The organism is Bacillus sp. 22446 (genome assembly GCF_052044955.1).
GTDB lineage: Bacteria > Bacillota > Bacilli > Bacillales > Bacillaceae > Bacillus > Bacillus altitudinis.
This window is the reverse complement of the sequence record NZ_JBQEOD010000003.1, coordinates 292,045-316,584: the sequence shown is the minus strand read 5'-3', so window position 1 is coordinate 316,584 and position 24,540 is coordinate 292,045. Positions and strand designations below refer to the sequence as shown.

Annotated in this window: 28 protein-coding genes; 4 read left to right on the top strand and 24 right to left on the bottom strand. The window is 42.7% G+C overall.

The window, feature by feature from the left end; translation table 11 throughout:
- Nucleotides 1-36 precede the first annotated feature (36 nt).
- Nucleotides 37-525: a ribonuclease gene (locus tag ACTJJD_RS08880; RefSeq protein WP_440608310.1), complete on the top strand. Its 489-nt coding sequence runs from the start codon at nucleotides 37-39 to the stop codon at nucleotides 523-525.
- A 52-nt stretch (nucleotides 526-577) separates the two neighbouring features.
- Here ACTJJD_RS08880 and ACTJJD_RS08875 read toward each other — a convergent pair whose 3' ends face one another.
- The 17 genes from ACTJJD_RS08875 to ACTJJD_RS08795 form a co-directional block, all read right to left on the bottom strand.
- Entirely contained in the window at nucleotides 578-1,321 is a 744-nt protein-coding gene (locus ACTJJD_RS08875) for an arylamine N-acetyltransferase family protein (RefSeq protein WP_284565210.1), read from the bottom strand.
- 38 nt (nucleotides 1,322-1,359) lie between these two features.
- Nucleotides 1,360-1,617 (bottom strand): HPr family phosphocarrier protein, encoded by a 258-nt coding sequence (locus ACTJJD_RS08870; RefSeq protein WP_008348124.1) that lies wholly within the window; start codon nucleotides 1,615-1,617, stop codon nucleotides 1,360-1,362.
- Between the two features lie 26 nt (nucleotides 1,618-1,643).
- The gene (whiA, locus tag ACTJJD_RS08865; protein ID WP_008348125.1) at nucleotides 1,644-2,594 is read right to left on the bottom strand and encodes a DNA-binding protein WhiA; all 951 of its coding nucleotides are present in this window, start codon (nucleotides 2,592-2,594) and stop codon (nucleotides 1,644-1,646) included.
- Between the two features lie 17 nt (nucleotides 2,595-2,611).
- Nucleotides 2,612-3,571, bottom strand: a complete 960-nt coding sequence (locus ACTJJD_RS08860) for a gluconeogenesis factor YvcK family protein (RefSeq protein ID WP_035389612.1) — start codon at nucleotides 3,569-3,571, stop codon at nucleotides 2,612-2,614.
- Nucleotides 3,572-4,459 (bottom strand): RNase adapter RapZ, encoded by an 888-nt coding sequence (gene rapZ, locus ACTJJD_RS08855; protein WP_024719879.1) that lies wholly within the window; start codon nucleotides 4,457-4,459, stop codon nucleotides 3,572-3,574.
- Between the two features lie 39 nt (nucleotides 4,460-4,498).
- Nucleotides 4,499-4,963 carry an 8-oxo-dGTP diphosphatase gene (locus ACTJJD_RS08850; RefSeq protein WP_008348133.1) on the bottom strand — a complete coding sequence of 155 codons (465 nt, stop codon included), beginning with the start codon at nucleotides 4,961-4,963 and terminating at the stop codon, nucleotides 4,499-4,501.
- A 357-nt stretch (nucleotides 4,964-5,320) separates the two neighbouring features.
- Nucleotides 5,321-6,271, bottom strand: coding sequence for a thioredoxin-disulfide reductase (trxB, locus tag ACTJJD_RS08845; RefSeq protein ID WP_024719880.1), 951 nt, complete (start codon nucleotides 6,269-6,271; stop codon nucleotides 5,321-5,323).
- Between the two features lie 234 nt (nucleotides 6,272-6,505).
- Nucleotides 6,506-7,879: a C40 family peptidase gene (locus ACTJJD_RS08840; protein WP_041091649.1), complete on the bottom strand. Its 1,374-nt coding sequence runs from the start codon at nucleotides 7,877-7,879 to the stop codon at nucleotides 6,506-6,508.
- A gap of 364 nt (nucleotides 7,880-8,243) precedes the next feature.
- A complete protein-coding gene (locus ACTJJD_RS08835; protein ID WP_440608309.1) occupies nucleotides 8,244-9,704 on the bottom strand; it encodes a tetratricopeptide repeat protein in 1,461 nt (486 codons plus the stop codon).
- 130 nt (nucleotides 9,705-9,834) lie between these two features.
- Nucleotides 9,835-10,464, bottom strand: a complete 630-nt coding sequence (hisIE, locus tag ACTJJD_RS08830; protein WP_039169086.1) for a bifunctional phosphoribosyl-AMP cyclohydrolase/phosphoribosyl-ATP diphosphatase HisIE — start codon at nucleotides 10,462-10,464, stop codon at nucleotides 9,835-9,837.
- The gene (gene hisF, locus ACTJJD_RS08825; protein WP_041507812.1) at nucleotides 10,461-11,219 is read right to left on the bottom strand and encodes an imidazole glycerol phosphate synthase subunit HisF; all 759 of its coding nucleotides are present in this window, start codon (nucleotides 11,217-11,219) and stop codon (nucleotides 10,461-10,463) included. Before hisF ends, hisIE begins: the two co-directional genes overlap by 4 nt.
- A complete protein-coding gene (gene hisA / locus ACTJJD_RS08820; protein ID WP_041091644.1) occupies nucleotides 11,216-11,953 on the bottom strand; it encodes a 1-(5-phosphoribosyl)-5-[(5-phosphoribosylamino)methylideneamino]imidazole-4-carboxamide isomerase in 738 nt (245 codons plus the stop codon). The genes hisF and hisA overlap by 4 nt, the downstream gene beginning before the upstream one ends.
- Complete coding sequence (gene hisH, locus ACTJJD_RS08815; protein WP_073412795.1) at nucleotides 11,950-12,588, bottom strand: imidazole glycerol phosphate synthase subunit HisH; 639 nt, start codon at nucleotides 12,586-12,588, stop codon at nucleotides 11,950-11,952. Before hisH ends, hisA begins: the two co-directional genes overlap by 4 nt.
- Entirely contained in the window at nucleotides 12,588-13,172 is a 585-nt protein-coding gene (hisB, locus tag ACTJJD_RS08810; RefSeq protein WP_017368110.1) for an imidazoleglycerol-phosphate dehydratase HisB, read from the bottom strand. Before hisB ends, hisH begins: the two co-directional genes overlap by 1 nt.
- Nucleotides 13,169-14,458, bottom strand: a complete 1,290-nt coding sequence (gene hisD, locus ACTJJD_RS08805) for a histidinol dehydrogenase (protein WP_440608308.1) — start codon at nucleotides 14,456-14,458, stop codon at nucleotides 13,169-13,171. Before hisD ends, hisB begins: the two co-directional genes overlap by 4 nt.
- Entirely contained in the window at nucleotides 14,455-15,102 is a 648-nt protein-coding gene (hisG, locus tag ACTJJD_RS08800) for an ATP phosphoribosyltransferase (protein ID WP_007500071.1), read from the bottom strand. The genes hisD and hisG overlap by 4 nt, the downstream gene beginning before the upstream one ends.
- Nucleotides 15,095-16,270 carry an ATP phosphoribosyltransferase regulatory subunit gene (locus tag ACTJJD_RS08795; protein WP_017368113.1) on the bottom strand — a complete coding sequence of 392 codons (1,176 nt, stop codon included), beginning with the start codon at nucleotides 16,268-16,270 and terminating at the stop codon, nucleotides 15,095-15,097. The genes hisG and ACTJJD_RS08795 overlap by 8 nt, the downstream gene beginning before the upstream one ends.
- A gap of 229 nt (nucleotides 16,271-16,499) precedes the next feature.
- Between ACTJJD_RS08795 and ACTJJD_RS08790 the strand changes: the two genes are divergently transcribed.
- The gene (locus tag ACTJJD_RS08790; RefSeq protein ID WP_335364222.1) at nucleotides 16,500-17,291 is read left to right on the top strand and encodes a C39 family peptidase; all 792 of its coding nucleotides are present in this window, start codon (nucleotides 16,500-16,502) and stop codon (nucleotides 17,289-17,291) included.
- 31 nt (nucleotides 17,292-17,322) lie between these two features.
- On the opposite strand, the gene ACTJJD_RS08785 is transcribed toward ACTJJD_RS08790, so the two are convergent.
- The 7 genes from ACTJJD_RS08785 to hprK all read right to left on the bottom strand — a co-directional run bounded on the left by ACTJJD_RS08785 (nucleotide 17,323) and on the right by hprK (nucleotide 22,448).
- A complete protein-coding gene (locus ACTJJD_RS08785; protein WP_440608307.1) occupies nucleotides 17,323-17,964 on the bottom strand; it encodes an NAD(P)-dependent oxidoreductase in 642 nt (213 codons plus the stop codon).
- 87 nt (nucleotides 17,965-18,051) lie between these two features.
- Nucleotides 18,052-18,480, bottom strand: a complete 429-nt coding sequence (locus ACTJJD_RS08780; RefSeq protein WP_024719891.1) for an Rrf2 family transcriptional regulator — start codon at nucleotides 18,478-18,480, stop codon at nucleotides 18,052-18,054.
- A 69-nt stretch (nucleotides 18,481-18,549) separates the two neighbouring features.
- Complete coding sequence (locus tag ACTJJD_RS08775; RefSeq protein WP_024719892.1) at nucleotides 18,550-19,068, bottom strand: acyltransferase; 519 nt, start codon at nucleotides 19,066-19,068, stop codon at nucleotides 18,550-18,552.
- 1 nt (nucleotide 19,069) lies between these two features.
- Nucleotides 19,070-19,720: a pyrophosphatase PpaX gene (ppaX, locus tag ACTJJD_RS08770; RefSeq protein ID WP_440608306.1), complete on the bottom strand. Its 651-nt coding sequence runs from the start codon at nucleotides 19,718-19,720 to the stop codon at nucleotides 19,070-19,072.
- A complete protein-coding gene (locus tag ACTJJD_RS08765) occupies nucleotides 19,717-20,661 on the bottom strand; it encodes a nucleoside recognition domain-containing protein (RefSeq protein ID WP_440608305.1) in 945 nt (314 codons plus the stop codon). Before ACTJJD_RS08765 ends, ppaX begins: the two co-directional genes overlap by 4 nt.
- An 18-nt stretch (nucleotides 20,662-20,679) precedes the next feature.
- A complete protein-coding gene (gene lgt / locus ACTJJD_RS08760) occupies nucleotides 20,680-21,504 on the bottom strand; it encodes a prolipoprotein diacylglyceryl transferase (protein WP_440608304.1) in 825 nt (274 codons plus the stop codon).
- Between the two features lie 11 nt (nucleotides 21,505-21,515).
- Entirely contained in the window at nucleotides 21,516-22,448 is a 933-nt protein-coding gene (gene hprK / locus ACTJJD_RS08755; RefSeq protein WP_003212943.1) for an HPr(Ser) kinase/phosphatase, read from the bottom strand.
- 176 nt (nucleotides 22,449-22,624) lie between these two features.
- Here hprK and nagA point away from each other — a divergent pair, with 176 nt between their 5' ends.
- A complete protein-coding gene (gene nagA / locus ACTJJD_RS08750; RefSeq protein ID WP_440600072.1) occupies nucleotides 22,625-23,815 on the top strand; it encodes an N-acetylglucosamine-6-phosphate deacetylase in 1,191 nt (396 codons plus the stop codon).
- Nucleotides 23,815-24,540 carry a glucosamine-6-phosphate deaminase gene (gene nagB / locus ACTJJD_RS08745; RefSeq protein WP_100324740.1) on the top strand — a complete coding sequence of 242 codons (726 nt, stop codon included), beginning with the start codon at nucleotides 23,815-23,817 and terminating at the stop codon, nucleotides 24,538-24,540. The genes nagA and nagB overlap by 1 nt, the downstream gene beginning before the upstream one ends.

The following is a 24,540-nucleotide window of genomic DNA, read 5'->3' as shown; positions in this document are numbered from 1 at the left end:
AGGACGGCATCCCATTTCCTTTTGAGGAGGATCAAGATGAAAAAAATAAGTTCGATTTTTACTCTGTTCGCTCTGATTGCTGCCATTCTGTTTTCTGGATTTATCCCGCAGCAAGTCCATGCAGAAACACCACTTACTCCAACAGCCACAAATGAGACTGCTTCCGTACAGCTTGCACCAGAACTTCGTACCCTTGCCGTCATTAATACCTTTGATGGTGTAGCAGATTACTTAATCCGCTATAAACGACTACCTGATAATTACATCACCAAATCACAAGCGAGCGCCCTCGGATGGGTGGCATCAAAAGGAAATTTAGCTGAAGTCGCGCCGGGCAAAAGCATCGGTGGAGACGTATTCTCTAATCGGGAGGGACGCCTTCCATCCGCTAGTGGCCGTACATGGCGTGAAGCCGACATCAACTACGTCTCCGGTTTCCGTAATGCAGACCGCCTAGTATACTCAAATGACTGGCTTATTTATAAAACAACCGATCACTATGCGACATTTACGAGGATTCGTTAATCATTATAAAAAGACAGCCCTAAGTCAAAAGGGCTGTCTTTTTTCATATTGTTTACGGAAGCAGTTTTTGTACGTACTCCTCAAACGGTTGTGAGAGTGGTTTCTTTGATACTTCGTCCTGTTCATGTATCGTGACATGATCCTCTGTCACGATCACACGACCTGTTGGTGTCAGTTTGGATGCAAGCGGTCTTTTGTTAAAAGGAGAGGCTTCATTTTCATAAATCTCATGCCTCAATTGCACAAGTGTATCTTCACCGACTTCTTTTAATGTGAAAGCATAACCTGTTTCAGCACCCGCTCCCCTATCCAATTGGAGTAAATGGGTTCCTTTTTCTGTTTCCTCTGCGTTCACTCGAAAACGAAGGGACGCTGCTTCCACCCATTCACCTGTAAAAGGGACGGGCTGAAGGGGTAAATTCACACCAAATCCTGCATCAATGAGGTAGCGCTCATGATGATGTTGAAGGACGATGGCTACATGCGTCCCATCAAGTGCCCACTTCTCCGCTTCTTTGTTATATACGGTCCCTTGAACGAGCTGTACAGCGAGACCTGCCTCTTTTAAGACATAATATAAGAGCGGATTGAGGTCATAGCAAAGCCCACCTCTGCTGCCTTCCAGAAGATGATGCTTCAAACCTTCTGGATCCAAAGCATAGGCGTGTTTACCCACCACAGATCTATTTTCAAAAGGAAAGGTATAAGCCATCTTCCTTAGTAAATCAGGCAATTGATCAAAGGTAATGGACGCGGCTTCGTATCCAATTTTCTGTAAAAAGGCTGATTGAATCACAACTTTCCCTCCTAAAAAAACTGAGCCCTTGAAGAGACTCAGTTTTCTTGATTGATAAAATCCGTTAACGCATCGATGGCTTCTTGTTCATCTGCTCCATCAGCTATTAGTTTGACGGTGACCCCAGAGCTGATCGCAAGGCTCATCAGTCCCATAATACTCTTCGCATTGACCTTTTTCCCATCTTTCTCTAGAAAAATATCAGCACCAAAACGATTGGCTTCTTGAACGAACAAAGCAGCCGGACGTGCCTGCAAACCCGTTTTCAGCTGAATTGTGACCGTTTTTTCCACCATATGATCTGCCTCCCTTTTTTATTTCCCTATTTGAGTGTAACAGCTTGTCCGTTTCTTAATTGTTCTGCAATTTGATCTAGCTTTCTTAAACGGTGATTAATGCCTGATTTGCTGATCTTGCCGCTTTCCACCATTTCGCCAAGTTCCTTTAGTGTGACTTCTTGGTAGTCGATACGCAGTTGCGCAATTTCACGCAGCTTATCTGGCAGAGCGTCTAGTCCAATCTTTTCGTCAATGAATTGAATATTTTCAACTTGGCGCAGTGAGGCACCGATCGTTTTATTCAAGTTTGCTGTTTCACAATTGACGAGCCGGTTCACTGAATTCCTCATATCTCGGACGATGCGCACATCTTCAAAACGAAGCAATGAGTTATGAGCACCCACAACACTTAAGAATTCCGTAATTTTCTCCGCTTCCTTCATGTATGTGATAAAGCCTTTTTTGCGTTCAAGTGTTTTACTATTTAGATGGAATTGATTCATGAGCTCACAAAGGGCATCATTATGTTCTTTGTATAGTGAAAAAATCTCAAGGTGATACGAAGAGGTTTCTGGATTATTCACAGAACCTCCTGCTAAAAAAGCACCTCTCATATAGGAACGCTTGCAGCATCTTTTCTTCACAAGTTCTTCTGAAATGTTGCGTTCAAATACAAATTGTTCACCTAATATCTTTAGGTCCTCTAAAATGGTTTTCGCTCGTTCTACCAGTCTGACAATATACACATTATTCTTTTTTAATCTCATTTTTTTACGAACGAGCAGCTCGACGGTCACATCGTATTTCTTTTTCAAAAGGGTATAAATACGTCTTGCAATGGCTGCGTTCTCTGTCTGTATATCTAAAATCAATTTTCGATTAGAAAAAGATAATGAACCGTTCATACGGATGAGGGCAGAAAGCTCTGCTTTTGTGCAGCAGTCCTTCACTTCCAGATTAGTCAGCTCTTTTTTTGTTTCGGATGCAAATGACATCCTTGCCACCCCCATTCCTATTTTTTCTGATGCAGCAAATCGACGAGCAGCGAAGCTACTTTCAGCGTATCATGACGAATCACATGCTGGTCATATGTAATAATTTCCCCTGGGATGACTTCTAGTCCCATGGCTTTGAGTACATCTGTGTCGAATTGTACAGGCTGCGCCTGTTCTTCTGCATATTTTGCTTTGATTTCTTCTGGAATTTCTTTATTGTTCACAAATATCGTATCGATAAATGGTCGGTCCATATGATCGTTTAGTGCCTGCACATGATCAGCTGCACTGTAGGAAAGCGTTTCCCCCGGCTGTGTCATGACATTGCAAATATAGACTTTTTTCGCCTTAGATCGAATCACTTCTTCTCCAATATGCGGTACAAGCAGGTTGGGCAAAATACTGGTATACAAGCTGCCAGGTCCAATAACGATTAAATCAGCCTCTCGAATGACTTGAATGGATTCTGGGAGCGGCTCAATCGTATCGGGTGTAAGAAAGACTCGTTTAATCCTTTCACCGTAGGTCGGGATCTTTGATTCCCCTGTCACCACTTGCCCGTTTTCTAATTCCGCATGAAGAACAACACTTGAATTCGCTGCTGGCAATACTTTTCCTCTCACATTTAAGACCTTGCTCATTTCTGTGACGGCATGAAAAAAATCACCGGTTATATTCGTCATAGCCGCAAGAATGAGGTTGCCGAGAGAGTGGCCTGTTAAGTCATTCCCTTTGTTAAAACGGTGCTGAAATAAGTCTTCTACAAGCGGTTCAACATCAGAGAGAGCTGCAAGGACATTCCGAATATCGCCTGGAGGCGGAATATTCAAATCATGCCGCAGTCTGCCTGAGCTTCCTCCGTCATCAGCAACCGTTACAATAGCGGTAATATCCACTGGCTTTGTTTTTAGCCCTCTGAGCAAAACAGATAAGCCAGTGCCCCCGCCAAGAATGACCACCTTTGGTAGTGTCGTCATCTATTTTCTGCTTCTCTTTTCAATGTCCCGGTGAGTGACATGAGTATAGTAGTCATTTTTAAAATACTCCGATAAGTAGTTCGCTAGCGTCACTGATCGGTGCTGTCCGCCTGTACAGCCAATAGCGATCACCAGCTGACTTTTCCCTTCTCGTTTATAGGACGGAAGCATAAAACTGAGAAGGTCAATTAATTTCTCTGTGAATTTTTGTGTCTCGCTCCATTTCATGACATAGGAGCGCACTTCTTCATCGTTTCCGGTCTGTGGACGCATACTCTCAATATAGTAAGGATTCGGCAGGAATCTCACATCAAATACAAGATCAGCATCAATTGGCAGACCGTATTTAAAACCGAAGGACATCACATTCACTGTAAACACCTGTCCTTGGCTCGTGGCAAAGTGTGCAACAATTTTTTCTCGAAGCTGTTTCGGTTTTAAATCCGATGTATCAAAAATCATTTGAGCCCGGCCTTTTAACTCTTCTAACAGATCGCGTTCCATCTCAATTCCTTCGAGCGGCAAACCTGTTGTCGCAAGGGGATGAGAACGTCTCGTTTCTTTATATCTTGAGACTAGCACCTTATCGTTTGCATCTAAAAATAGAATCCTTGGTGTGATCCAGCCGATATCACTCATCTCATCTAAGGCAGCAATTAAGCTATCAAAGAATTCGCGTCCGCGCAAATCCATCACAAGGGCCACCTTGCTCATCTTTGAATTGGATTCCTTCATGAGCTCTAGAAACTTCGGTAAAAGTGATGGTGGTAAGTTATCCACACAAAAGTAACCTAAGTCTTCAAAGCTTTGGATGGCAACGGTTTTCCCCGCACCTGACATCCCTGTAATAATCACAAGCTGAATATCATCTTGTTTGTGCGTATTCATGCCTGCTCCCTCTCCTTCTTTATGAAAACGGTTCATTTATTAGTCTCCTTGAGGATCTAATCGATAAGCAATCAGCTCAAAATCTGGTGTATACGTAAAAGTCCCGTGGAGAAGTCCTTTCCCTTTCAACATGAAGTCAAGAATATGGGAATCTCCTGGAGCCATCGGCAAGCTGGGCACATCTTTTACATCATGCCATTTTAAAATGCCTTCCTCCGACTCTGATACGTTTTTTCCTGTAAAGGAATCTGCCATAAAGGTGAACATCATCCACTCTTGAACGATTTGATCGCCTTCTTTTATGATAAAGGTAAACACGCCTTTTAGCTGCGGATTTAAAATATAAATGCCGGTTTCTTCTCTAAATTCTCGAACGACTGAATCCTTGACTGATTCTCCGCTCTCCATTTTGCCGCCAGGTGCTACCCACCAGCCTCGTCTTGGCTTTTGCAGCAAGAGAACTTGATCTTCGTGATGCAGCACACAATTGGTTACTCGTTGCATCAGCTGTCACCTACTCTTTTATGTCTTTTTCTTATTATACAGGTTCATCATGACTCCCACAATGAACATGCCCGTTCTTCACTGAAAACAGACAGGTTTTCGTATGAATATGGTGACGGGCACTTTATCTATTCTTTATTTTACAACATCTAACGGTTCTCCATGCGTCATTTGTGAACATCTCGTGAATTTCTGATTTTAAGCAAAAAAAAGGACACGGATTCACATCCGTGCCAAACATGTATTCCTTATAAAAGGGGGTCAATTACTAGTTTCATCATAACGGATAATTGTTTCACCCGTGTTACATTCCAGTTAAAAGCCCGTGACGCAATATTAAGGATTTACGACAGCTGTTTATTTCATTGCTTTTAGCTTTTCAGCAAGCTCTTCTACATAATGCTGTGCACTCTGTGCTGCAATACTTCCATCACCTGTTGCTGTGACGATTTGACGAAGTGTTTTCTCACGAATGTCTCCAGCTGCGAAGATTCCTTCAACTTTTGTTTCCATTCTTTCGTTCGTCTCAATGTAACCCTCTGCATTTGTAATCCCTAGATTTTCAAATGGTTTAGACAGCGGCAGCATACCGATGTAGATAAAGACGCCATCTGTTTTGAAGTCTTCTTCCTCACCTGTCACGGTATCAATTAATGTCACACTGCCGACTTTCCCGTTCTCTTCATTGATTTCTTTGACGGTTTTGTTCCACATAAAGTCGATTTTTTCATTATCAAATGCACGTGCTTGTAAGATGCTTTGGGCACGTAGTTTGTCGCGTCTATGGACAATTGTGACTTTAGATGCAAAGCGAGTGAGGTAAACACCCTCTTCTACTGCTGAGTCTCCTCCGCCAATCACGACAAGCTCTTTGTTTTTAAAGAAGGCACCGTCACATACAGCGCAGTATGATACGCCGCGGCCGCCAAGTTCTTTTTCGCCTGGTGCACCGATTTTTTTGTATTCAGCACCTGCCGCAATAATGACAGAGCGTCCTTTGTATTCTTTGGAACCAGCTTTGACGATTTTGTACTCTTCACCATCTACAATTTCTTTAATATCGCCATACGCATACTCGGCACCGAATTTCTTTGCATGCTCAAACATTTTATTTGAAAGTTCCGGCCCTAAGATGCTTTCAAAGCCCGGATAGTTCTCGACATCTTCCGTATTCGCCATTTGGCCGCCTGGAATTCCTCTTTCAATCATCAGTGTTGAAAGATTTCCCCGTGATGTATAAACAGCGGCTGTCATTCCGGCAGGACCCGCTCCAATGATGATCGTATCGTAGATTTTTTCTTCTGACACAACTGTCACTCCCTCTTCAATTGCTGCTAGCATTTCTTATTAGAATGCCCTTGGGTGATGCTTCCATTCATGACAGAGAGCATCATTTCCACTCTTAGCTTTTATTCCTTACCCATATCCTATTAAATCTGCGGGTAATAAGCGAATCATTTGCTCATATCTTCAAAAAAAGAAAAAGCTTCCTTAAACTGCTGTTTAAGGAAGCCTGTTTACGGTTATATAGTAAGTAATGATTTATTCAACGACTCTTCTTACAACGCCATTGAATGCTTTTTTCCAGTAAACGTTGCTCATAGAGTCAACTGAAACACCGCGAGAGCTATTATCGTTCAAGAATGTACCGTTTCCTAAGTAAATACCAACGTGTCCATTTACTTTATACGTATCAAAGAACACAAGGTCTCCGCGTTTCATGTCAGATGCACTTACAGCTCTTCCTTTACCTACAAGCGTATCTGTTGTTGTACCGCCAACTGGTCCAAGGTTGATGCCTGCTGATGCAAATGCCCAGCGAACGAATGAAGAACAGTCAAAACGACGTGCGTCAATATCGGCTTGTGATCTGCCGCCGCCCCATTTATATGGAGATTGTCCTACAATCGTAGAACCTGTGCTGATTGCACCTTCGATACCGCCTACGTTATTGCTGACAGGTGATCCACCGCCAGAAGATGGCTTTTTGCTTGGTGAACTGCTGCTATTGTTATTTGAAGATCCACTGTTATTTGAAGAAGAACCGCTGTCGTTATTAGAGCTGTTGTCTTCTGCTTGAACACTAGCTTGACGCTGCTGTTGTTTTTGTGCTTTTTCTTCTTTTGCTTTTTGAGCAGCTTCTCTTGCTTCTTTTTCAGCTTGTTTTTGAGCAGCGATTGTTGCGTCTTTTTCAGATGCAATGCTGTTTGCCTCAGTGTTTAACTCGCTGATTTGAGAAGAGGCACTTCCTTTTTGCTTTTTCACTTGCTTGAATAGCTTGTCTTTCTCATCAAGCTGTTTATTTAAGTCTGTTTGAAGTGTTTCAAGCTTTGCAAGCGTCTTTTGAACATCTTCAAGCTTTGTATTTAATTCGTTTTCAGACTTTTGTAATTCTGCTTTGTCTCTTTCTTGTTCTTTAATGATTTCGCTGTCTGCGTTAATTAATGTAGATACAGCACCTGCACGGCTGATGAAATCGCTAAAGCTTTTTGCTCCTAGTAATACATCTATGTATTTCGTAGAACCACCGCTTTCTTGAAGCGCACGTACACGCTTTTTCAAGAATTCGTTTCTTTCTTCGATACGTTTTTCTGTATCAGCAATTTCTTTTTTCAGTGCTTTGATTTCTTTTTTTGTTTTTTCGTTTTCTTTTTGTTTTTCTTCGATTTGATCACTTGTTTTTAAAGCTTTTTCGTCAATTTCTTTTAGCTTTAGCGCAAGTGCCTCTTGTTTTGCCTCAAGCTTTGAAAGCTCTTCTTTTTTCTTTTGAAGATTCTTGTTTACCTCTGACTGCTTGCTGTCTAGTTCTTGTTTCTTTTGTTCAAAGTTCTGTGCATTTGCTTCATGAGTAAATGGAATAAATAAACCGCTCGCTCCAATCACCGAAGCTAAACCGAAAGTAATAAACTTTTTCACGTATAGTTCCTCCTTTGACAATTTCCCAAGCGACATGAGAAAGCAGCAAATTCTCTGCGACCAATCTGTGCTTCCTGTGTCTTTCTTCCTGATGATTCAGTCAGATGTTGACCAGATTGTTTCTATCACTAGGTGTTGCATTATGTATAGTAAAATATTTAAATATATATCTTTGTTTTAATCCACGAGTTTCATTATACATGACACATCGACAAAATGAGCTAATATTTTTATTACATTTATGTTTCAAATAGATGTCGAGATTGTCATACTTCGCCAAATCCTAGCAAATCCCACCTTTTTATCCAAGAAAAAAGCATGACCTTTTCGGCCATGCTTTTGTTATCTGAATCTATTTACCTATTCAAACCATGAACGCACAAATAATATTCTCATATTTTGACAGCGTTTGAACGCTGATCTGAAAAGAAGCTGAGATCTCTTTTTTGCTGACAGCTGATTCTTCTTGTTCATTCATCCATAGATAATAAGAAGCTGCTGCCCATGCAATGGCATTTTTCTTCTCTACGCCTGAAGCGCGTGCTTGCTGAATAATATGGAATAACCAAAAATATGGCATGTGGCTATCAGGCTGCACCGCTTCTTCCAAAGCAGATGCCGCCTGTTTTGCGAAGACCGCATCTTCTGAAAACGATCGTTCTTCCATTTGATCTTCATATAAAAGTAACTCAATAAACTGCTGTTCAAAGGCCGTTTTCGCAGCGCGGGAATCAAGAACAGATTGCAAGACGTCACGTTCACCTTTTTGTTTGCTGACATAGTAGGCAGTGAGTCGTTCCTCAATTGAAACCATTGGCTCAGACTCCTCTGGTTTATCTTGCCACGGCTTGATTTCATCTGCATCAATATCTTCTTCCACCATCTTATCCCAGACGTTTTGCGCCAGCGTTTTGTGGCCCGTATAATAGGCTGCACTTGCCAGCCAGTATAAAAACGTACTATCACCTTGGAAACCTGTTTTATACAAAGAATAAAGCCATTTAAATGCCCATTCAAATTCTCCAACAAGGGCAAATGTTGCGCCAAGCTTATAACGCTGTTCACTTAATATTGGATACACGTGCGTTAATTGCTTCGCTAACAGATTGACCTTTTCTTCTTCTTTTTCATAATGATAGAAAACAAGCTGATTACAAAGGGCATGCAGATTACCGGGATTTTCATGAAGGACCCGGTTCAACATTTCTTTTGCCTGATCGATTTGGCCAGAATAAAAATAGGCCAAAGCGAGATTATTATACGCTGACCAAAACTCTGGATACTCAACAATCATCTGTTCCAGCATCTCGATTGCTTCATCCAGCCTGCCGCTTTCTAGCAAATGGTTGGCTTGATCCTGCTTTACAATCAGATCATCCTGATCATAAGGAAAATCTTCATCAACATCGTCACTCATATCAAGCAGATCGAGGAGATCGTCATTTTCATCTGCAAATTCCCCGTCTTCTTCCAGCGCAGCATAAGCAGTAGCGGACTTATATGCCTCTTGAAACAGTCCAAGATTCGCATAATTATTGGCTTTAAAGTAGTGACACTCTGACATGTTCTCATCCAAGTGTTCAAGGATAAAATCAAGCAGTTCATTAGATTGTTGGTAATGACCCATTTCAGTATAAATAATGGCAAGCTGCGACAGCATTTCTACATTTTCAGGCTCAAGTACGATGGCCCGCTGGATCAGCTTACTTGCCCTAGACAGATTTCTTTCTCTATATGCTTTTAGACCTTTATGAAAAAAGTAATGCCCATCTTGGAATAGCTGGACGACTTGTGTGTGATTATTTTGAGAAGTGTATTTACTCACCGATACCCTCCATTTCGAACAGTGTACCGTGTGTAGTATAACATACTTCATGAGTCGTCACATAGAACAAAAGGAAAGGAAGGATTTGTTTTTCATTTAAAAGCAAAAAGCCGGGGGTACCCCCAGCTTTTCATTCCCCTTGATGGCGCTTTTTCAATACCTTTAATACATCATCAAGAGGCAGCTGCTGTTCACGTAATAACACAAGAAGGTGATACAGGAGATCTGCTGTTTCCCATTTCAATTCTTCTTGATCTCGGTTCTTCGCCGCAATGATCACTTCAGAAGCTTCTTCCCCTACCTTTTTCAGGATTTTGTCGACTCCTTTTTCAAAAAGATAGGTTGTATAAGCTCCTTCTGGCATTTCCATCTGCCGCTTCGCAATGACCTGTTCCAGTTCATTTAAAATGGCAAAGCGGTCTTGTTCTCCCCTTTGCTGTTTCACGCCATCTTCTGAAAAACAGCTATAGCTGCCTGTATGGCAGGCTGGGCCGCTTGGTGTCACTAGAACAAGCAGGGCATCTTGATCACAGTCATAGCGAATAGATGTAACACGCTGGGTGTGTCCAGATGTAGCTCCTTTGTGCCAAAGCTCATTTCTCGATCTGCTAAAAAACCATGTTTCCCCTGTCTCTAATGTTTTTTCATAGGATTCTTGATTCATATACGCCAAAGTAAGAACTTCCTTGCTTTGAGCATCCTGTACAATGGCAGGAATGAGACCTGCATCATTAAAGGTTAATTCGTTTGCCTGTTTCATCTTACCTTCACCCCGTGTTCTCTCAAATATGTCTTCACTTCTTGAATGGAGGTTTCTTTATAATGGAAAATAGAGGCTGCGAGTGCGGCATCAGCTTCACCTTTTGTAAAAGCCTCCAGCATATGCTGCGCATTGCCAGCACCTCCTGAAGCAATAACTGGCACTGTGACTGCTTCTGATACAAGCCTCGTCAAACGATGCTCAAAGCCCGTTTTCTCACCATCGGCATCCATGCTAGTCAGCAAGATCTCGCCTGCTCCTCTTCGCACGGCTTCTTTCGCCCAGTCACTCACTTCTATATCCGTTTGACGGCGTCCTCCGTGCGTATAGACCATGTATGCTTGTTTCTCTTCATCGTATTTCGCATCAATCGCAACAACTATGCACTGTGAACCAAAAAAGTCGGCTCCTTCTGTTATTAGCTCCGGTCTTAAAACAGCCGCTGTGTTCACAGACACCTTGTCTGCCCCCGCTCTTAATATACGCTTCATATCATCAAGGTGGTTAATCCCACCGCCCACCGTGAATGGGATAGCGAGAGTGGATGCCACTTGTTTGACCACATCCACCATTGTTTTTCGGCCTTCATGAGAGGCAGATATATCAAGAAAGACGAGTTCATCCGCACCTTCCTCGTCATAGATCTGCGCTAATTCGACCGGATCACCAGCATCCTTCAACCCTAGAAATTGGATCCCTTTGACCACACGCCCTTCCTTTACATCAAGACATGGAATGATTCGTTTTGTCATCATATGCTGTCAAGCCCTTCAAACGCTTCTGCTAAAGTAAATTGCTTTGTGTACAGCGCCTTGCCAATGATTGCACCAGACACACCTGTCTGCTTTTGTGCTGACAGCTTTTGCAGATCACCTACTGCACTGACACCACCTGAGGCAATGACTTGTTTGCCAGTTGCTTCTGCTAATCGAACCGTACTTTCCACATTTGGACCAGACAGCATGCCGTCCATTTGAATATCCGTGAAAATGAAGACCTCTGCGCCTTCCTTTGCCAGTTCCTTACCGAGTTCCTCCGCCTTCACTTCCGACGTTTCAAGCCACCCTTCAGTCGATACAAAACCGTTTCGTGCATCAATGCCAATGGCAATTTTCTCTCCATATTGCGCCAGCATTTTTTTCACAAAAACCGGGTTTGACACCGCTGAACTGCCAAGAATGACTCTCGATACGCCATTGTTTAAATAGAATGCAACATCTTCTTCTGTCCGAATGCCGCCGCCAATTTGGACATTCACATCTAATGATGAAGCAATCGCCAGCACATGCTCGTGATTCACGCGTTTTCCTGCTTTTGCGCCATCTAAATCAACAAGATGTATCCATTTCGCTCCTTCATTTGCAAACCGTCTCGCCATGTCTAACGGTGAATCTCCATAAATGGTTTCTTGGTCATAGTCTCCTTGCACAAGTCGTACACATTTGCCATTTCTCATATCAATTGCTGGATATAATGTAAAATCACTCATTTGCTCACCCTCTGTTCGTTTGCTAATTGAATAAACTGTTTCAGCAGTGCCATTCCTGTTGTACTGCTTTTTTCAGGGTGAAACTGCGTTCCAAACACATTCCCCTTTCCAACAATGGCAGGTACTTGAACGCCATAGGGCGCACTTGCCAATAGATCTTCTGGATTCATGCCGCTCACATAATAAGAGTGAACAAAGTATGCAAATCCTTCCGGCACACCGTCAAATAATGGTGACGGCTGATGAAATGTGAGCTCATTCCAGCCCATATGAGGCACCTTCAGCCTTTGTCCATCCTGATCACGATCCTTCAAAAGAACGACACGTCCTTTTAAAAGGCCTAACCCTTTTGTTTTTCCTGCTTCTTCACTTTCTTCAAACAACAACTGCATGCCAAGGCAAATGCCAAATAACAGCTTTCCTTCCTGCACGACTTGGTGGATAAACGCCTCAAGTCCTGTCTGTCTTAATAGCTGCATCGCATCACGAAACGAACCGACTCCTGGCAAAATGTACGCATCTGCCTTTTTCAGCTCCTCTGCTTCAGAAGACACGATATAAGACGCTCCTGCTCGTTCCAGTGCTTTTGATACGCTAAACAAATTTCCCATTCCATAGTCAATGACGCCAATCATTAGAGCATCCCCTTTGTCGACGGAATCCCTTTCACACGCGGATCAATGGTTGTTGCTTCATCTAAGGCACGTGCCATCGCTTTAAAAATGGCTTCAATCATATGGTGGGTATTGGTTCCATAGTGAACGATCACATGAAGATTGATTCGTGCTTCAAGGGCAAATTTCCAAAGAAACTCATGAACCAGCTCCGTATCAAAGGTGCCGACCTTCTGACTAGGGAAATCGGCTCTCATTTCCAAATGAGGACGATTGCTTAAATCCACGACTACTTGGGCGAGTGTTTCATCCATTGGAACAAAACTAGAGCCGTAGCGCTTAATTCCTTTTTTATCACCGAGCGCTTCTTTAAACATCTGCCCAAGCACGATGCCAATATCTTCTGTTGTGTGGTGATCATCGACATCTGTGTCTCCTTTTGCATCTACAGTTAAGTTAAAGTGCCCGTGCTTTGTGAATAAGTCGAGCATGTGCGTCATAAAAGGGACATCTGTCTGAATATCTGCTTTTCCTTCACCATCAATCTCTAGCGCTAACGAAATGTTCGTTTCATTTGTCTGTCTCGCTGTTTCCGCCTGTCTCATTCTGATTCCTCCCGCTTTCTCGCTTCAATCGATCTTGCATGTGCTTCAAGCCCTTCTAATCTTGCAAAAGCTGCAATGCTTTCTCTATGTGTTTCAAAAGCTTCTTTGCTATATGAAATGATGCTCGTTTTCTTTTGGAAATCCGTGACGCCAAGCGGACTGGAGAATCTTGCTGTCCCGTTTGTTGGCAGCACATGGTTCGGTCCTGCGAAGTAATCCCCTACCGGCTCTGGGCTGTAACGCCCTAAGAAAATCGCTCCAGCATGCTTGATTTGACCAAGTAGTGATTCTGGATACGCCGTCAGCACTTCTAAATGCTCTGGGGCTAACTGGTTCACGATATCAACTGCACGATCCAAGGATTCTGTCACGTAAATATGGCCATGGCCTTGAATGGATTGTGCTGCGATTGATTTCCTTGGCAAAGTATCAAGCTGCGCTTGCACCTCTGCTTGCACTGCTTCAGCCAATCCTTTAGATGGTGTCACCAAAATACTAGATGCCAACGCATCATGCTCTGCCTGTGAAAGTAAATCAGCTGCCACCTCATGTGCAGTTGCCGTTTCATCTGCTAAAACAGCAATTTCACTTGGGCCCGCAATCATATCAATGTCTACTTGACCAAATACTTCCCGTTTGGCAAGTGCTACATAAATGTTTCCTGGACCGGTGATTTTATCAACAGGCTGGATACTGTCCGTTCCATATGCAAGAGCGGCTATCGCCTGAGCACCACCCATTTTGTACATTTCTGAAATGCCCAGCTCCTTCGCTGCTACTAGTACAGCGTCAGACAGAAGACCGTCTTTTCCTGGCGGTGTCACAAGGACAATTCGCTCAACGCCGGCAACAAGTGCCGGGATCACATTCATTAAAACAGATGATGGATAGGCGGCCGTTCCGCCTGGGACATATACACCGACCGCATCGAGCGGTGTTACTTTCTGACCTAGCATTGAGCCGTCCTTTTGGTGATAAAACCAAGAGGAGGTCAGCTGACGCTCGTGGTATGTTCGAATATTCCGGATCGCTTTTTGGATGATTTGGATCATCTCCGGGTCCAAACGTTCGTAAGCTTTTGTCTTTTCATCCTCCGTCACAAGTGGCTGTTCAATAGAGACACCGTCAAATTGCTTCGTGAAAGACCGTACCGCTTCGTCACCATTTTTTCTCACTTCTTCGATTATTCGCTGAACAGCCAATCGCTGCTCTTCCGTTCCTGTATCTAGAGAACGCTTGAGTGAGAGAGTGTCTGTCTCACCATCTTGTATGTAGGTGATGTTCATGATGTTTCCTCCCCTTCTCCTTCGATGATTCTTGCCAGACGCTGCGCCATTTCATCGATTACCGCATCCTTCATTCGATAGCTCACAGGATTGACAATAAAACGTGACGTAATGTCACAAATATGTTCCGTTTCGACAAGTCCATTTTCCTTAAGTGTTTGACCGGTGGAGACAATGTCAACAATTCGATCGGCAAGTCCGATGAGCGGTGCTAATTCAATGGAACCATTTAGCTTAATGATCTCCACCTGCTCACCTTGTTCTCTAAAATAAGAAGAAGCGACATTTGGGTACTTTGTAGCCACACGCGGCGCGACACCGCCCCAGCTGGCTCCCGGCAAGCCCGCTACAGCTAAATGACATTTGCTAATGTTTAAATCGAGCACTTCGTACACATCCCGTGCTTCTTCAAGCATGACGTCTTTCCCTGCAATGCCCACATCCGCTACACCGTGCTCTACATATGTCGTCACATCCATTGGCTTCGCTAAAATAAAGCGGAGATTTTCTTCCGGTACATCAATGATTAATTTTCTTGAATCTTCGAATTCCTCCGGCAGCTGATATCCAGCCTGTCTTAATAGCCCTGCTGCTTCTTCAAATATCCGCCCCTTTGGCATTGCCATTGTCAACACTTTACCCATTTTGCTCTTCCTTTCTAGCGCCGATAAAATAAGTCACTTGCTCAAATGCCTTGGTCATGGCATCAATATTTTCAATACCCGCTAAGTCTTGGAGAACAATCCTTTTGCCCTTTGTCCGCTCTTTTTCTGCAAAATCAAATGCTTCAAGCCGCTGTTCTTTACTAAAAATCACAGCCTCTTGGGGCTCATTTATTTCTTTTGCGTCGAGTGCCTCAAGAAGACGGTCTAATCGAAGTCCAAAGCCTGTAGCTGGTGCGGGTGCATCAAAGTGAGCAAGCAATTGATCATACCTTCCTCCACTTCCGATCACAGACCCAACATGATCTGCAAATACTTCAAACAAAATCCCAGTATAGTAGCTCATATGACTAACCATGCTTAAATCCAAACGGATATATTCTGTACAGCCGTAATCTTCAAGTGTCTCCCACAGCGCCTTTAACTCCGCCAGCACTTCTTTGCCCTCTTGTGACACCACAATTTCTTCAGCCTGCTGGGTCACTTCTTGACCGCCGCGCAGCTCTAAAAGCTGGAGCAGCCTTGTTTTATCGATGGATGAGAGCGGCAATTGTTTGACATGCTGCCTGTATCCCACATAATTCTTTTCATATAAAAATCGGCGCAATACGTTCGCCCGCTCTGTATTCCCTAGTACATCTAAAAACAAGGTCTCAGCCAAAGCCACATGCCCGATCGCAATTTTGAAGGATTGAAGTCCAGCATTTTTTAATGCAAACACGACAAGCGCTATGACTTCAGCATCTGCACTAATCGAACCATCACCGATCAACTCAATACCGACCTGCTCAAATTCAGAAGGTCTTCCCCCTTCTCTTTCCTGTGCCCGAAACACGTTGGCTGCATAACCGACTCGAAGCGGATACGCCTGTTCGTGAAGCTTTGAAGCCGCCACTCTCGCAATTGGTCCCGTCATATCAGGTCTAAGCACAAGGGTTTGACCATTTTGATCAAGAAGCTTAAACAGCTGCGTATCTGTAATCGCCGATTGAACACCGACTGTATCGTAAAATTCAAGCGTTGGCGTTTCCATTAAACGATAACCCCAACCATTCATGACCTCTGTTAAAGAATGCCTAACTCTTTTCTTCGTCTCATACAATCCTGGTAATGAATCTCGCATACCATATGGTTTTTCAAACATGAACATGTTCCGCACCTCCAACACATTAAAACAAAAAATTCCGAATCCTTTAGTTCGCTAATATGATAATATGCTAACAAAATAAAGTGATTAAATCAATCATTTTTATTTTCCCCTTTTTTCCTTAATCATTTGTTCATATATTACATTAAAATGACACCTAATCCTTTTTGATCTCTTTGCTTTAGGAACATGCTATAATACTTAAAAATATTGAATAACACAGGAGATTACAGTGAAATTCATCCAGACATTAATCTTAACTTTGTTGTGCGCATGTCTTGTTTATTTCGGCTTTATTTACATTTCACAATTCGACCAAGTCAAGAAAACAACGTCACCGCAAGAAGCCAAAGAAAAAGAAAATGATACCGCACTAGCAGCAGAAGAAACACGTTCTACGAAAAAAACAGAAACGACACACTCTAGTTTAAAAGGAAATAAAAAAGCCATAGACGTCATCCTCTTTAATCAAATGGATGCACCAAAGCTTTATAACGGATGCGAAGTCACGAGCTTAGCCATGCTTCTTCATTACAGCGGCTATGAGCATATAACGAAAAACGCATTGGCAAACGAGATTAAGCGTGTCCCGCTCAATTATGAGAATGGCTTAAAAGGAGACCCTCATGACGGGTTTGTAGGCGATATGGAGAATGGGCCAGGTCTTGGTGTGTACCACGAACCCATTTATCAGCTTGCGAAAAAATATGTAGGTAATCAAGCCGTTGACTTAACCGGCAAGCCAGTTAAAAAGGCCATTTACCAATCACTTGAAAAAGGTTATCCTGTCTGGGTCATTACCACTTCGACCTTTGCCAAAACAGATAACATTGAAACATGGAATACACCAAATGGGAAAATAGATATCAGCTTTAATATGCATAGCGTCGTCATCACTGGCTATGACAAAGATCATGTCTACTTAAATAACCCTTACGGAGAGAAGAATCAAAAAGTCGATCGTGAACAGTTTGAGGATTCTTGGAAACAGATGGGCAGCCAGGCGATTATCATTAAAGCATAAAACCCCGCTAAATAGCGGGGTTTTTAATTTCTTATTCTGCTTCAGAAACCACAGTAAAACGTTCTCCAACATGAGCAGCTTGTTCTATCTCATCGACAAGTGCAACGGCGTAGTCAGCATAACTCACATAGCTGTCACCCTTTGAATTGACGATAAGATGGTCTTTGCCTTTCACATAAGCACCTGTCCGTTTGCCTGCTGGATTAAAGAAGGCTGCTGGACTTAAAAATGTCCATTTTAATCCTTCGGTCTTTTGAAGATCTATTAAATTTTCTCCTTGGTGTGAAGCAGTAGCAAGGTATTCCTTTGGAAACTCCGGTGTGTCCATCAGTCTAGTTGTTTTGGCCTCATCTACAAATAAACTTCCAGCACCTCCCACAACGATTAAACGCGTTTCTGGTGCCTCTTTCAAGAGATGAATGAGTTTTTTCCCTGCTTCTACATGAAGGTGCTCTTGTCCTGCTGGTGCACCAAATGCGTTTACGATCACATCAAAACCTTTGACGTCTCCTGCCTCTAAGTGAAAAACATCCTTTTCTAAAACAGCTGCTGATGAATTGGTCACTTTTTGTGCATCTCGAACGATTGCCGTTACTTCGTGCCCTCTCGATTGAGCTTCTTTTAAAATGTGTTGTCCTGCTTTACCTGTTGCGCCAATGATTCCAATGTTCATGTAAATTCCTCCTACAATATATTGTTATTTTGATCACTTAGGATGTAACCACGATAGTTACAACAGAGGTAAAAAAAATTGAATAGATCATCCAATTTTTTTGATTAAAACCTGCGTTAGTTCACTTAATTTGATCTCAGCAAGCACTTGCTCCATCGCACTTTGAGCACGGCACAAAATTAATTCTAATACAGCTTGAATATTTGCACCGATCGGACAGTCAGGGTTAGGGCTTTCATGAATTTGAAACAACTCTCCCTCATCCACAACTTCAACCGCTTTATACACATCGAGCAGTGTCATGTCATCTTCACTGCGATTCAATTGAGAACCGCCTTTGCCAAGACTCGTTGAGATTAGGCCTGCTTTTTTGAGCTTACTCATGATACGGCGAATCACCACTGGATTTGTATTGACACTTCCTGCGATATCCTCCGATGTCTGTAAAGAACCTTTTTCAAGTGATAGCAAGGCCAGAATATGGACAGCGACAGTAAATCTGCTGCTGATTTTCATGTTTTCTCACCTCTGTTGTAATCATTATAGTTACACCAAGTTGGAATGTCAACAAAAAAGTCTGCCGAGCTACTCAGCAGACGAAGATTGACGTGCTTCCATTTCCTCTTTCGTATAAATCATCCGCATTGGATTTCCTCCGACAAAGGAGCCTGCCGGAACATCTTTGTTCACAAGAGTTCCTGCCGATACAATCGCACCATCACCAATTGTCACTCCAGGTAGAATCGTTGAATTTGCTCCAATTAACACTTCATCACCAATATAGACTTCCCCAAGCCTATACTCTTTAATCAAATACTCATGGGACAAAATGGTCGTGTTATAGCCAATCACACTATTTCGACCGACAGTGATTTTCTCAGGAAACATGAGATCGACCATCACCATTAAAGCAAACGCCGTATCCTCCCCGACTTTCATTCGAAGGAAGGTGCGATAAATCCAATTTTTCATTCCCATAAAAGGCGTATACCTTGCCATTTGAATAAAGATAAAGTTTTTCACAACCTTGAGAAAGGGGACCGTTCGATAGACTTGTCTAAGCGAATTGACCCCTTTGACAGGATAACGATCTGTTTTTCTCAACTTAATCAGCTCCAACAATCGCCAAGAGATCACTCATTTTCTGCAGCATATAATCTGGGCGATGCTTTAACAGGGCTTCTTCTCCCTTAATAGACCAAGCAACACCTGCTGTTTTCGTCCCTGCCGCTTGACCAGATAAAATGTCGTGATAGTTATCGCCAACCATGATCGCCTCATGCGGATCACTGCCGAGTTTGGATAATGCCAGCTGGACTGGTTCTGGATGCGGCTTTTCATTTTGTACATCATCAAGTGTGACAATGACCTCAAAAAATGGCTCCAATCCAGTCAGCTTTAATCCCATTAAGACCGTATCACGTATTTTTGTTGTCACAATACCAAGCTTAAACCCTCGATCCTGGAGGATTTCCAACGTGTCTAACACCGTCTCGTACTCCGTCACAAGCAGGTCATGCTGTTCATGATTAAACGTTCGATACATCTGGATCATGTCATCTGTCAGATTCGGATCCATTGCAGAGAATGTATCAAATAATGATGGACCAATGAAATGAAGGATATCCTCACGGCTGTATTGACCAGGGTAATAATGATCAAGCGTATGCTGAAATGAAGCAATAATTAATTCATTTGTATTGATTAATGTGCCATCTAAATCAAATAACACTGTGTTAATAGTTGATGGGTTCATATAGCTTCCTTTCTAACAGCTGCATGTTCCCGCCTCCGCCAAATATAGCTGATGGCAGCTGTCAATAAAATAGCAGAAATAAGGCGAATAAGAAGAAGCGGCCAGACTGGAATACCTAAAGGAATGAAAATGAGTGTATCTTCGACCACCGCATGACAGGCCACAAGGAAAATGAAAGCAAGCGTTAAATCCTTTTTGCTGACACCGTCCTCTTCCACTGCCTTCATCATGACGCCTGCCCCGTAGGCAAGACCAATGGTTAAACCAGCCACCATCGTCATAGACGTATTTTCTTTCATTCCAAGCATTCTCGTAAAAGGAGACAGCCACTTAGACAGCGTATGGAGCCACCCTAAGTCTCTCATGAATTGAATGATGACCATGAGAGGAATGACAATACAAGCCAGCTGCAGCACACCAAGAACAGCTTTCTGTAAAGCAAGAAGTACGATCATATACCAGCTAGAAGGCACATCAGCCGACTGAGCAGCTGTCAGCAAACCATATTGCGCCGGCTCCTCGCCCCCCTGCCAAACGAGGTGAATGACAATTGCTGACACGACGGCAAGACTGATTCTGACTAGCAAAATGACAGACACCCGCAGCCCAACCTTCGCCGCCACTGTTGATTCGATGATCAAGTTGTGACAAAAAGAGAGCATGACCGCTAAAATGAACACTTCCTTCACAGGCAGCTCTAATGTCAAGATGGCTGCAATACCCGCATACAAGTTCAGCATATTTCCTAAAACAAGCGGAATGGCCGCTTCCCCTGAAAGACCAAACAGGCCCATAAATGGACGGATGAATTGTATAATCCAATCCATCACAGGTGTATGCTGCAAGATACTAACGATAATGGTAACCGGAAAAATGACTTTTCCAAGTGTCCAAGTTGTCGATAACCCTGCTTTCAAGCCGTTTTTCCATGTCTCCCCCATCTCTTATCCCCCTTGCTCTTAATTTGATGAGTTGTTCTCTTTATACGGTATAGATGCATATCCCTTGATTCTTCTAAACACAATCAGCAAAACAGCCACTGCAAATATGGCAATTGAAATCATCTGTGCAATTCGAAGATGCTCAGTCAGCATTAAGCTGTCTGTTCTCATTCCTTCAATGAAGAAACGACCGATTGAATACCAGATTAAATAAGACAAGAACATTTCGCCTCGACGCAATGATGTTCTACGTAATAAGATTAATATCAAAACGCCTGCGATATTCCATAATGATTCATATAAGAACGTAGGGTGATAGTAGGTCCCGTCAATGTACATCTGATTAATAATAAACTCAGGCAGGTGCAAATTTTCTAAAAAGGCTCTTGAAACAGCCTCACCATGCGCTTCCTGATTAATAAAATTCCCCCAGCGCCCGATGGCTTGCCCTAGTAAAATACTAGGCGCTGCGACATCGGCGATTTTCCAAAAGGACACCTTTCTCACTTTAGTAAAGACAATCGCTGTCAGCACCGCTCCTATCAGTCCGCCATGTATGGCAATTCCGCCATTCCAAATCTTGATGATTTCATTTGGGTGCTGCTGATAATAATCCCATTCAAAGGATACATAATAAATTCGTGCACAAATAATGGCGATAGGAATGGCAAATAAGATGAGATCAATAAACATATCTTTATTGATGCCTCTTTTTTCACACTCCCTTAATGCGAGCCAGAGTCCAAGCAGGGCTCCGACCCCAATAATCACACCATACCAATGAACCGCAATAGGTCCGAGCTGAAAAGCAATCGGATCAATTGGTTGAATTGCTTCATTCATATAGACAGCTCCTATTCATCCTGGCCATTGTCTTCAATGACATCGGCAAGTTTACTTGTAAATTGTTCCGCTGCATTATGTCCCATTCGTTTCAATCTGAAGTTCATTGCAGCTACCTCGATGATGACCGCTAAATTTCGTCCCGGACGTACAGGGATGGTCAGCTTTGGTACATCTGTATCGATGATTCGCATTTTTTCTTCCTCAAGTCCTAAACGGTCATACTGTTTGCCTTGTTCCCAAAGCTCAAGGTTCATAACAATCGTAATTCTCTTATAGCTTCTGACAGCGCCCGCTCCAAATAAGGTCATTACATTAATAATGCCTAATCCACGGATTTCTAGAAGGTGCTCAATCAGCTCTGGTGCGCTTCCAACTAACGTATCCTGATCCTCTTGCCTAATTTCCACGCAATCGTCTGCAACCAGCCTGTGTCCTCTCTTCACTAATTCTAAAGCCGTTTCACTTTTACCTACGCCACTTTTTCCAATTAACAGCACACCTACACCATATACATCTACGAGTACGCCATGAATCGCAGTCGTTGGTGCAAGCTTGCTTTCTAAGAAGTTCGTTAATCGACTCGAAAGTCTTGTCGTTTTTAAGCTTGAGCGTAAAACCGGCACTCCATTTTCGTTTGAAGCTTCGATCAATTCCTTTGGTACTTCACGATCTCGTGACAAAATGATGGCAGGGGTAATATCTGTACAAAGAGACATCATTCTCTGCTTTCGTTCGCGTTCTGGGAGCTGTTCAAAAAAAGAAAGCTCTGTCTTCCCTAAAAGTTGAACTCTTTCTTTTGGGTAATATGTAAAATATCCAGCCATTTCAATACCTGGTCTGGAAAGATCACTGATTGTAATGGGACGATTAATCCCTTCTTCCCCACTTACCAGTTCAAGATGAAATTGTTCCATTATGTCCTTCGTACGAACTTTCGGCACGCTTCTTCCTCCTTTTATCGCAGGCGTTTCAGAAATACAGCTCTATTTTATCACTTTCAATGATGAACCCAAAATAGTATTTTATCCTGATCCTGTTTCATCACATTTACTGGTATAGACAACTATACTTAAAAAAGGTAAACTGAATCTAACGACGAGAATAAGGGGGCACAATCATGAGCAGTTCTTTATTGCTCTCCAATATTCATATTGTGACAAAGACAGAAATCATTGAAAACGGTTTTGTCGGTTTACGCGATGGCAAGATCGACTATATTTCAACATCACCGCCGACAGGAAATTATGAAAAAGTATATATTTCCCGGGAAAACTTTTATTTACTCCCCGGAATGATTGATATTCACATCCATGGGGGATATGGTGCAGATATGATGGATGCGACACCAGAAGCCATGAATACACTTGCTGATCACTTACCCGCAGAAGGAACGACAAGCTTTTTAGCAACAACCATTACACAAAATCACCAAGAGATTGAGCAAGCACTTAAAAATGTCGCACAGTGGAGACCCTATAATAAAAAGCAGGCTGGAAGTCAGGCACAATGTTTAGGCATTCATCTAGAAGGTCCTTTTATTTCTAAAGATAAAGCTGGAGCGCAGCCTGCTCAATGGATTACACAGGCTAACCTTCCTCTTTTTGAGAAATGGCTGAGTGCAGCAGATCAGCTGATTCGAATTGTCACTTTTGCACCTGAGGAAGATACTGATTTTGCATTCCTTTCCCTGCTAAAAGAAAAAAATATCATTCCTTCTATTGGACATACAAATGCCAATCATGACATGATTGAACTAGTAGCAAAGCACGGCGCGCGTCATGTCACGCATCTTTATAATGCGATGAGTTCATTTCAGCATCGTGAGCCAAATGTTGCAGGTGCTGCGCTTACAAACGAAAAGCTTTTGACTGAGCTGATTACAGATGGCATTCATTCACATCCTCTTTCCGTAAAGCTTGCGTATTTGGCAAAGGGGAGTGAACGTTTGATCATGATTACAGACTCAATGCGTGCAAAAGGACTTGGAGAGGGAACCTACGAATTTGGCGGACAGACTGTGACAGTCAGCGGTGAAAAAGCATTGCTGGCAGATGGAACACTTGCAGGATCGATTTTACAAATGAAAGATGGGGTCAAACGTATGAGACAGATCACACAATGTGGATGGACAGAAATTGCTCAAATGACCTCAACAAATGCAGCCACTCAGCTCGGGATCGATCATCAGCTCGGTTCGATCGAAGTTGGAAAACTAGCAGACTTGGTCATTTGGGATGAATCTGGCGAACTCATGATGACGATCTGCCATGGACAAATCGTTTATGAAAAAAAGGAGGCCACACACTGATGAACATCATCGAATTTGCAGATAAAGATCAATTAGGAAAAGCAGCAGCTGCTTTCATTGCACGTACCATTAAATCAAAAACAGATGCGGTTCTCGGTCTGGCAACTGGCGGTACACCAATTGAGACTTATAAAGAGTTAATTCATTTGCATCAAACAGAACAATTATCTTTCAAACAAGCAAGAACAGTGAATCTGGATGAGTACGTGGGAATTGATCCAAATCATGAAAATAGTTATATGACTTACATGAAGCGTCATTTATTCGACCATATTGATCTCCCATCAGATCAATATTTCCTCCCCAATGGTGCTGCTTCTCACTTGGAGGAAGAGTGCTTAAGGTATGATCAGCTCATTGAAGATTTAGGGGGTATTGATCTTCAGCTACTTGGTATCGGACAAAATGGACATATCGGGTTTAATGAACCTGGTACTCCCTTTGATTCAAAGACGCATGTCGTCCAATTAGATGAACACACTCGTCAAGCCAATGCAAGATACTTTTCTTCTATTGATGAGGTGCCTACACATGCCATTACAATGGGAATTGCAAGCATTCTTTCAAGTAAAAAAATTCTCCTTCTCGCATCAGGAAAATCAAAAGCGGACGTGATACAATATTTAGAACGAACAGAGATTCACCCAGACTTCCCTGCATCTGCTCTGAAACTTCATGAAGATGTGACGATTTTTATTGATCGAGAAGCTGGTTCACTACGCTAA

What these genes read in the sequence shown, in the direction of transcription:
- ACTJJD_RS08880 (WP_440608310.1), top strand. Translation starts at nt 37, where the DNA reads ATGAAAAAAATAAGTTCGATTTTTACTCTGTTCGCTCTGATTGCTGCC.
- ACTJJD_RS08870 (WP_008348124.1), bottom strand. Translation starts at nt 1,617, where the DNA reads ATGGTGGAAAAAACGGTCACAATTCAGCTGAAAACGGGTTTGCAGGCA.
- whiA (WP_008348125.1), bottom strand. Translation starts at nt 2,594, where the DNA reads ATGTCATTTGCATCCGAAACAAAAAAAGAGCTGACTAATCTGGAAGTG.
- ACTJJD_RS08860 (WP_035389612.1), bottom strand. Translation starts at nt 3,571, where the DNA reads ATGACGACACTACCAAAGGTGGTCATTCTTGGCGGGGGCACTGGCTTA.
- rapZ (WP_024719879.1), bottom strand. Translation starts at nt 4,459, where the DNA reads ATGAATACGCACAAACAAGATGATATTCAGCTTGTGATTATTACAGGG.
- ACTJJD_RS08850 (WP_008348133.1), bottom strand. Translation starts at nt 4,963, where the DNA reads ATGCAACGAGTAACCAATTGTGTGCTGCATCACGAAGATCAAGTTCTC.
- hisIE (WP_039169086.1), bottom strand. Translation starts at nt 10,464, where the DNA reads ATGAAACAGGCAAACGAATTAACCTTTAATGATGCAGGTCTCATTCCT.
- hisF (WP_041507812.1), bottom strand. Translation starts at nt 11,219, where the DNA reads ATGATGACAAAACGAATCATTCCATGTCTTGATGTAAAGGAAGGGCGT.
- hisA (WP_041091644.1), bottom strand. Translation starts at nt 11,953, where the DNA reads ATGAGTGATTTTACATTATATCCAGCAATTGATATGAGAAATGGCAAA.
- hisH (WP_073412795.1), bottom strand. Translation starts at nt 12,588, where the DNA reads ATGATTGGCGTCATTGACTATGGAATGGGAAATTTGTTTAGCGTATCA.
- hisB (WP_017368110.1), bottom strand. Translation starts at nt 13,172, where the DNA reads ATGAGACAGGCGGAAACAGCGAGACAGACAAATGAAACGAACATTTCG.
- hisD (WP_440608308.1), bottom strand. Translation starts at nt 14,458, where the DNA reads ATGAACATCACCTACATACAAGATGGTGAGACAGACACTCTCTCACTC.
- hisG (WP_007500071.1), bottom strand. Translation starts at nt 15,102, where the DNA reads ATGGGTAAAGTGTTGACAATGGCAATGCCAAAGGGGCGGATATTTGAA.
- ACTJJD_RS08795 (WP_017368113.1), bottom strand. Translation starts at nt 16,270, where the DNA reads ATGTTCATGTTTGAAAAACCATATGGTATGCGAGATTCATTACCAGGA.
- ACTJJD_RS08785 (WP_440608307.1), bottom strand. Translation starts at nt 17,964, where the DNA reads ATGAACATTGGAATCATTGGCGCAACAGGTAAAGCAGGACAACACATT.
- ACTJJD_RS08780 (WP_024719891.1), bottom strand. Translation starts at nt 18,480, where the DNA reads ATGAAAATCAGCAGCAGATTTACTGTCGCTGTCCATATTCTGGCCTTG.
- ppaX (WP_440608306.1), bottom strand. Translation starts at nt 19,720, where the DNA reads ATGAACCCATCAACTATTAACACAGTGTTATTTGATTTAGATGGCACA.
- ACTJJD_RS08765 (WP_440608305.1), bottom strand. Translation starts at nt 20,661, where the DNA reads ATGGGGGAGACATGGAAAAACGGCTTGAAAGCAGGGTTATCGACAACT.
- lgt (WP_440608304.1), bottom strand. Translation starts at nt 21,504, where the DNA reads ATGAATGAAGCAATTCAACCAATTGATCCGATTGCTTTTCAGCTCGGA.
- nagA (WP_440600072.1), top strand. Translation starts at nt 22,625, where the DNA reads ATGAGCAGTTCTTTATTGCTCTCCAATATTCATATTGTGACAAAGACA.
- nagB (WP_100324740.1), top strand. Translation starts at nt 23,815, where the DNA reads ATGAACATCATCGAATTTGCAGATAAAGATCAATTAGGAAAAGCAGCA.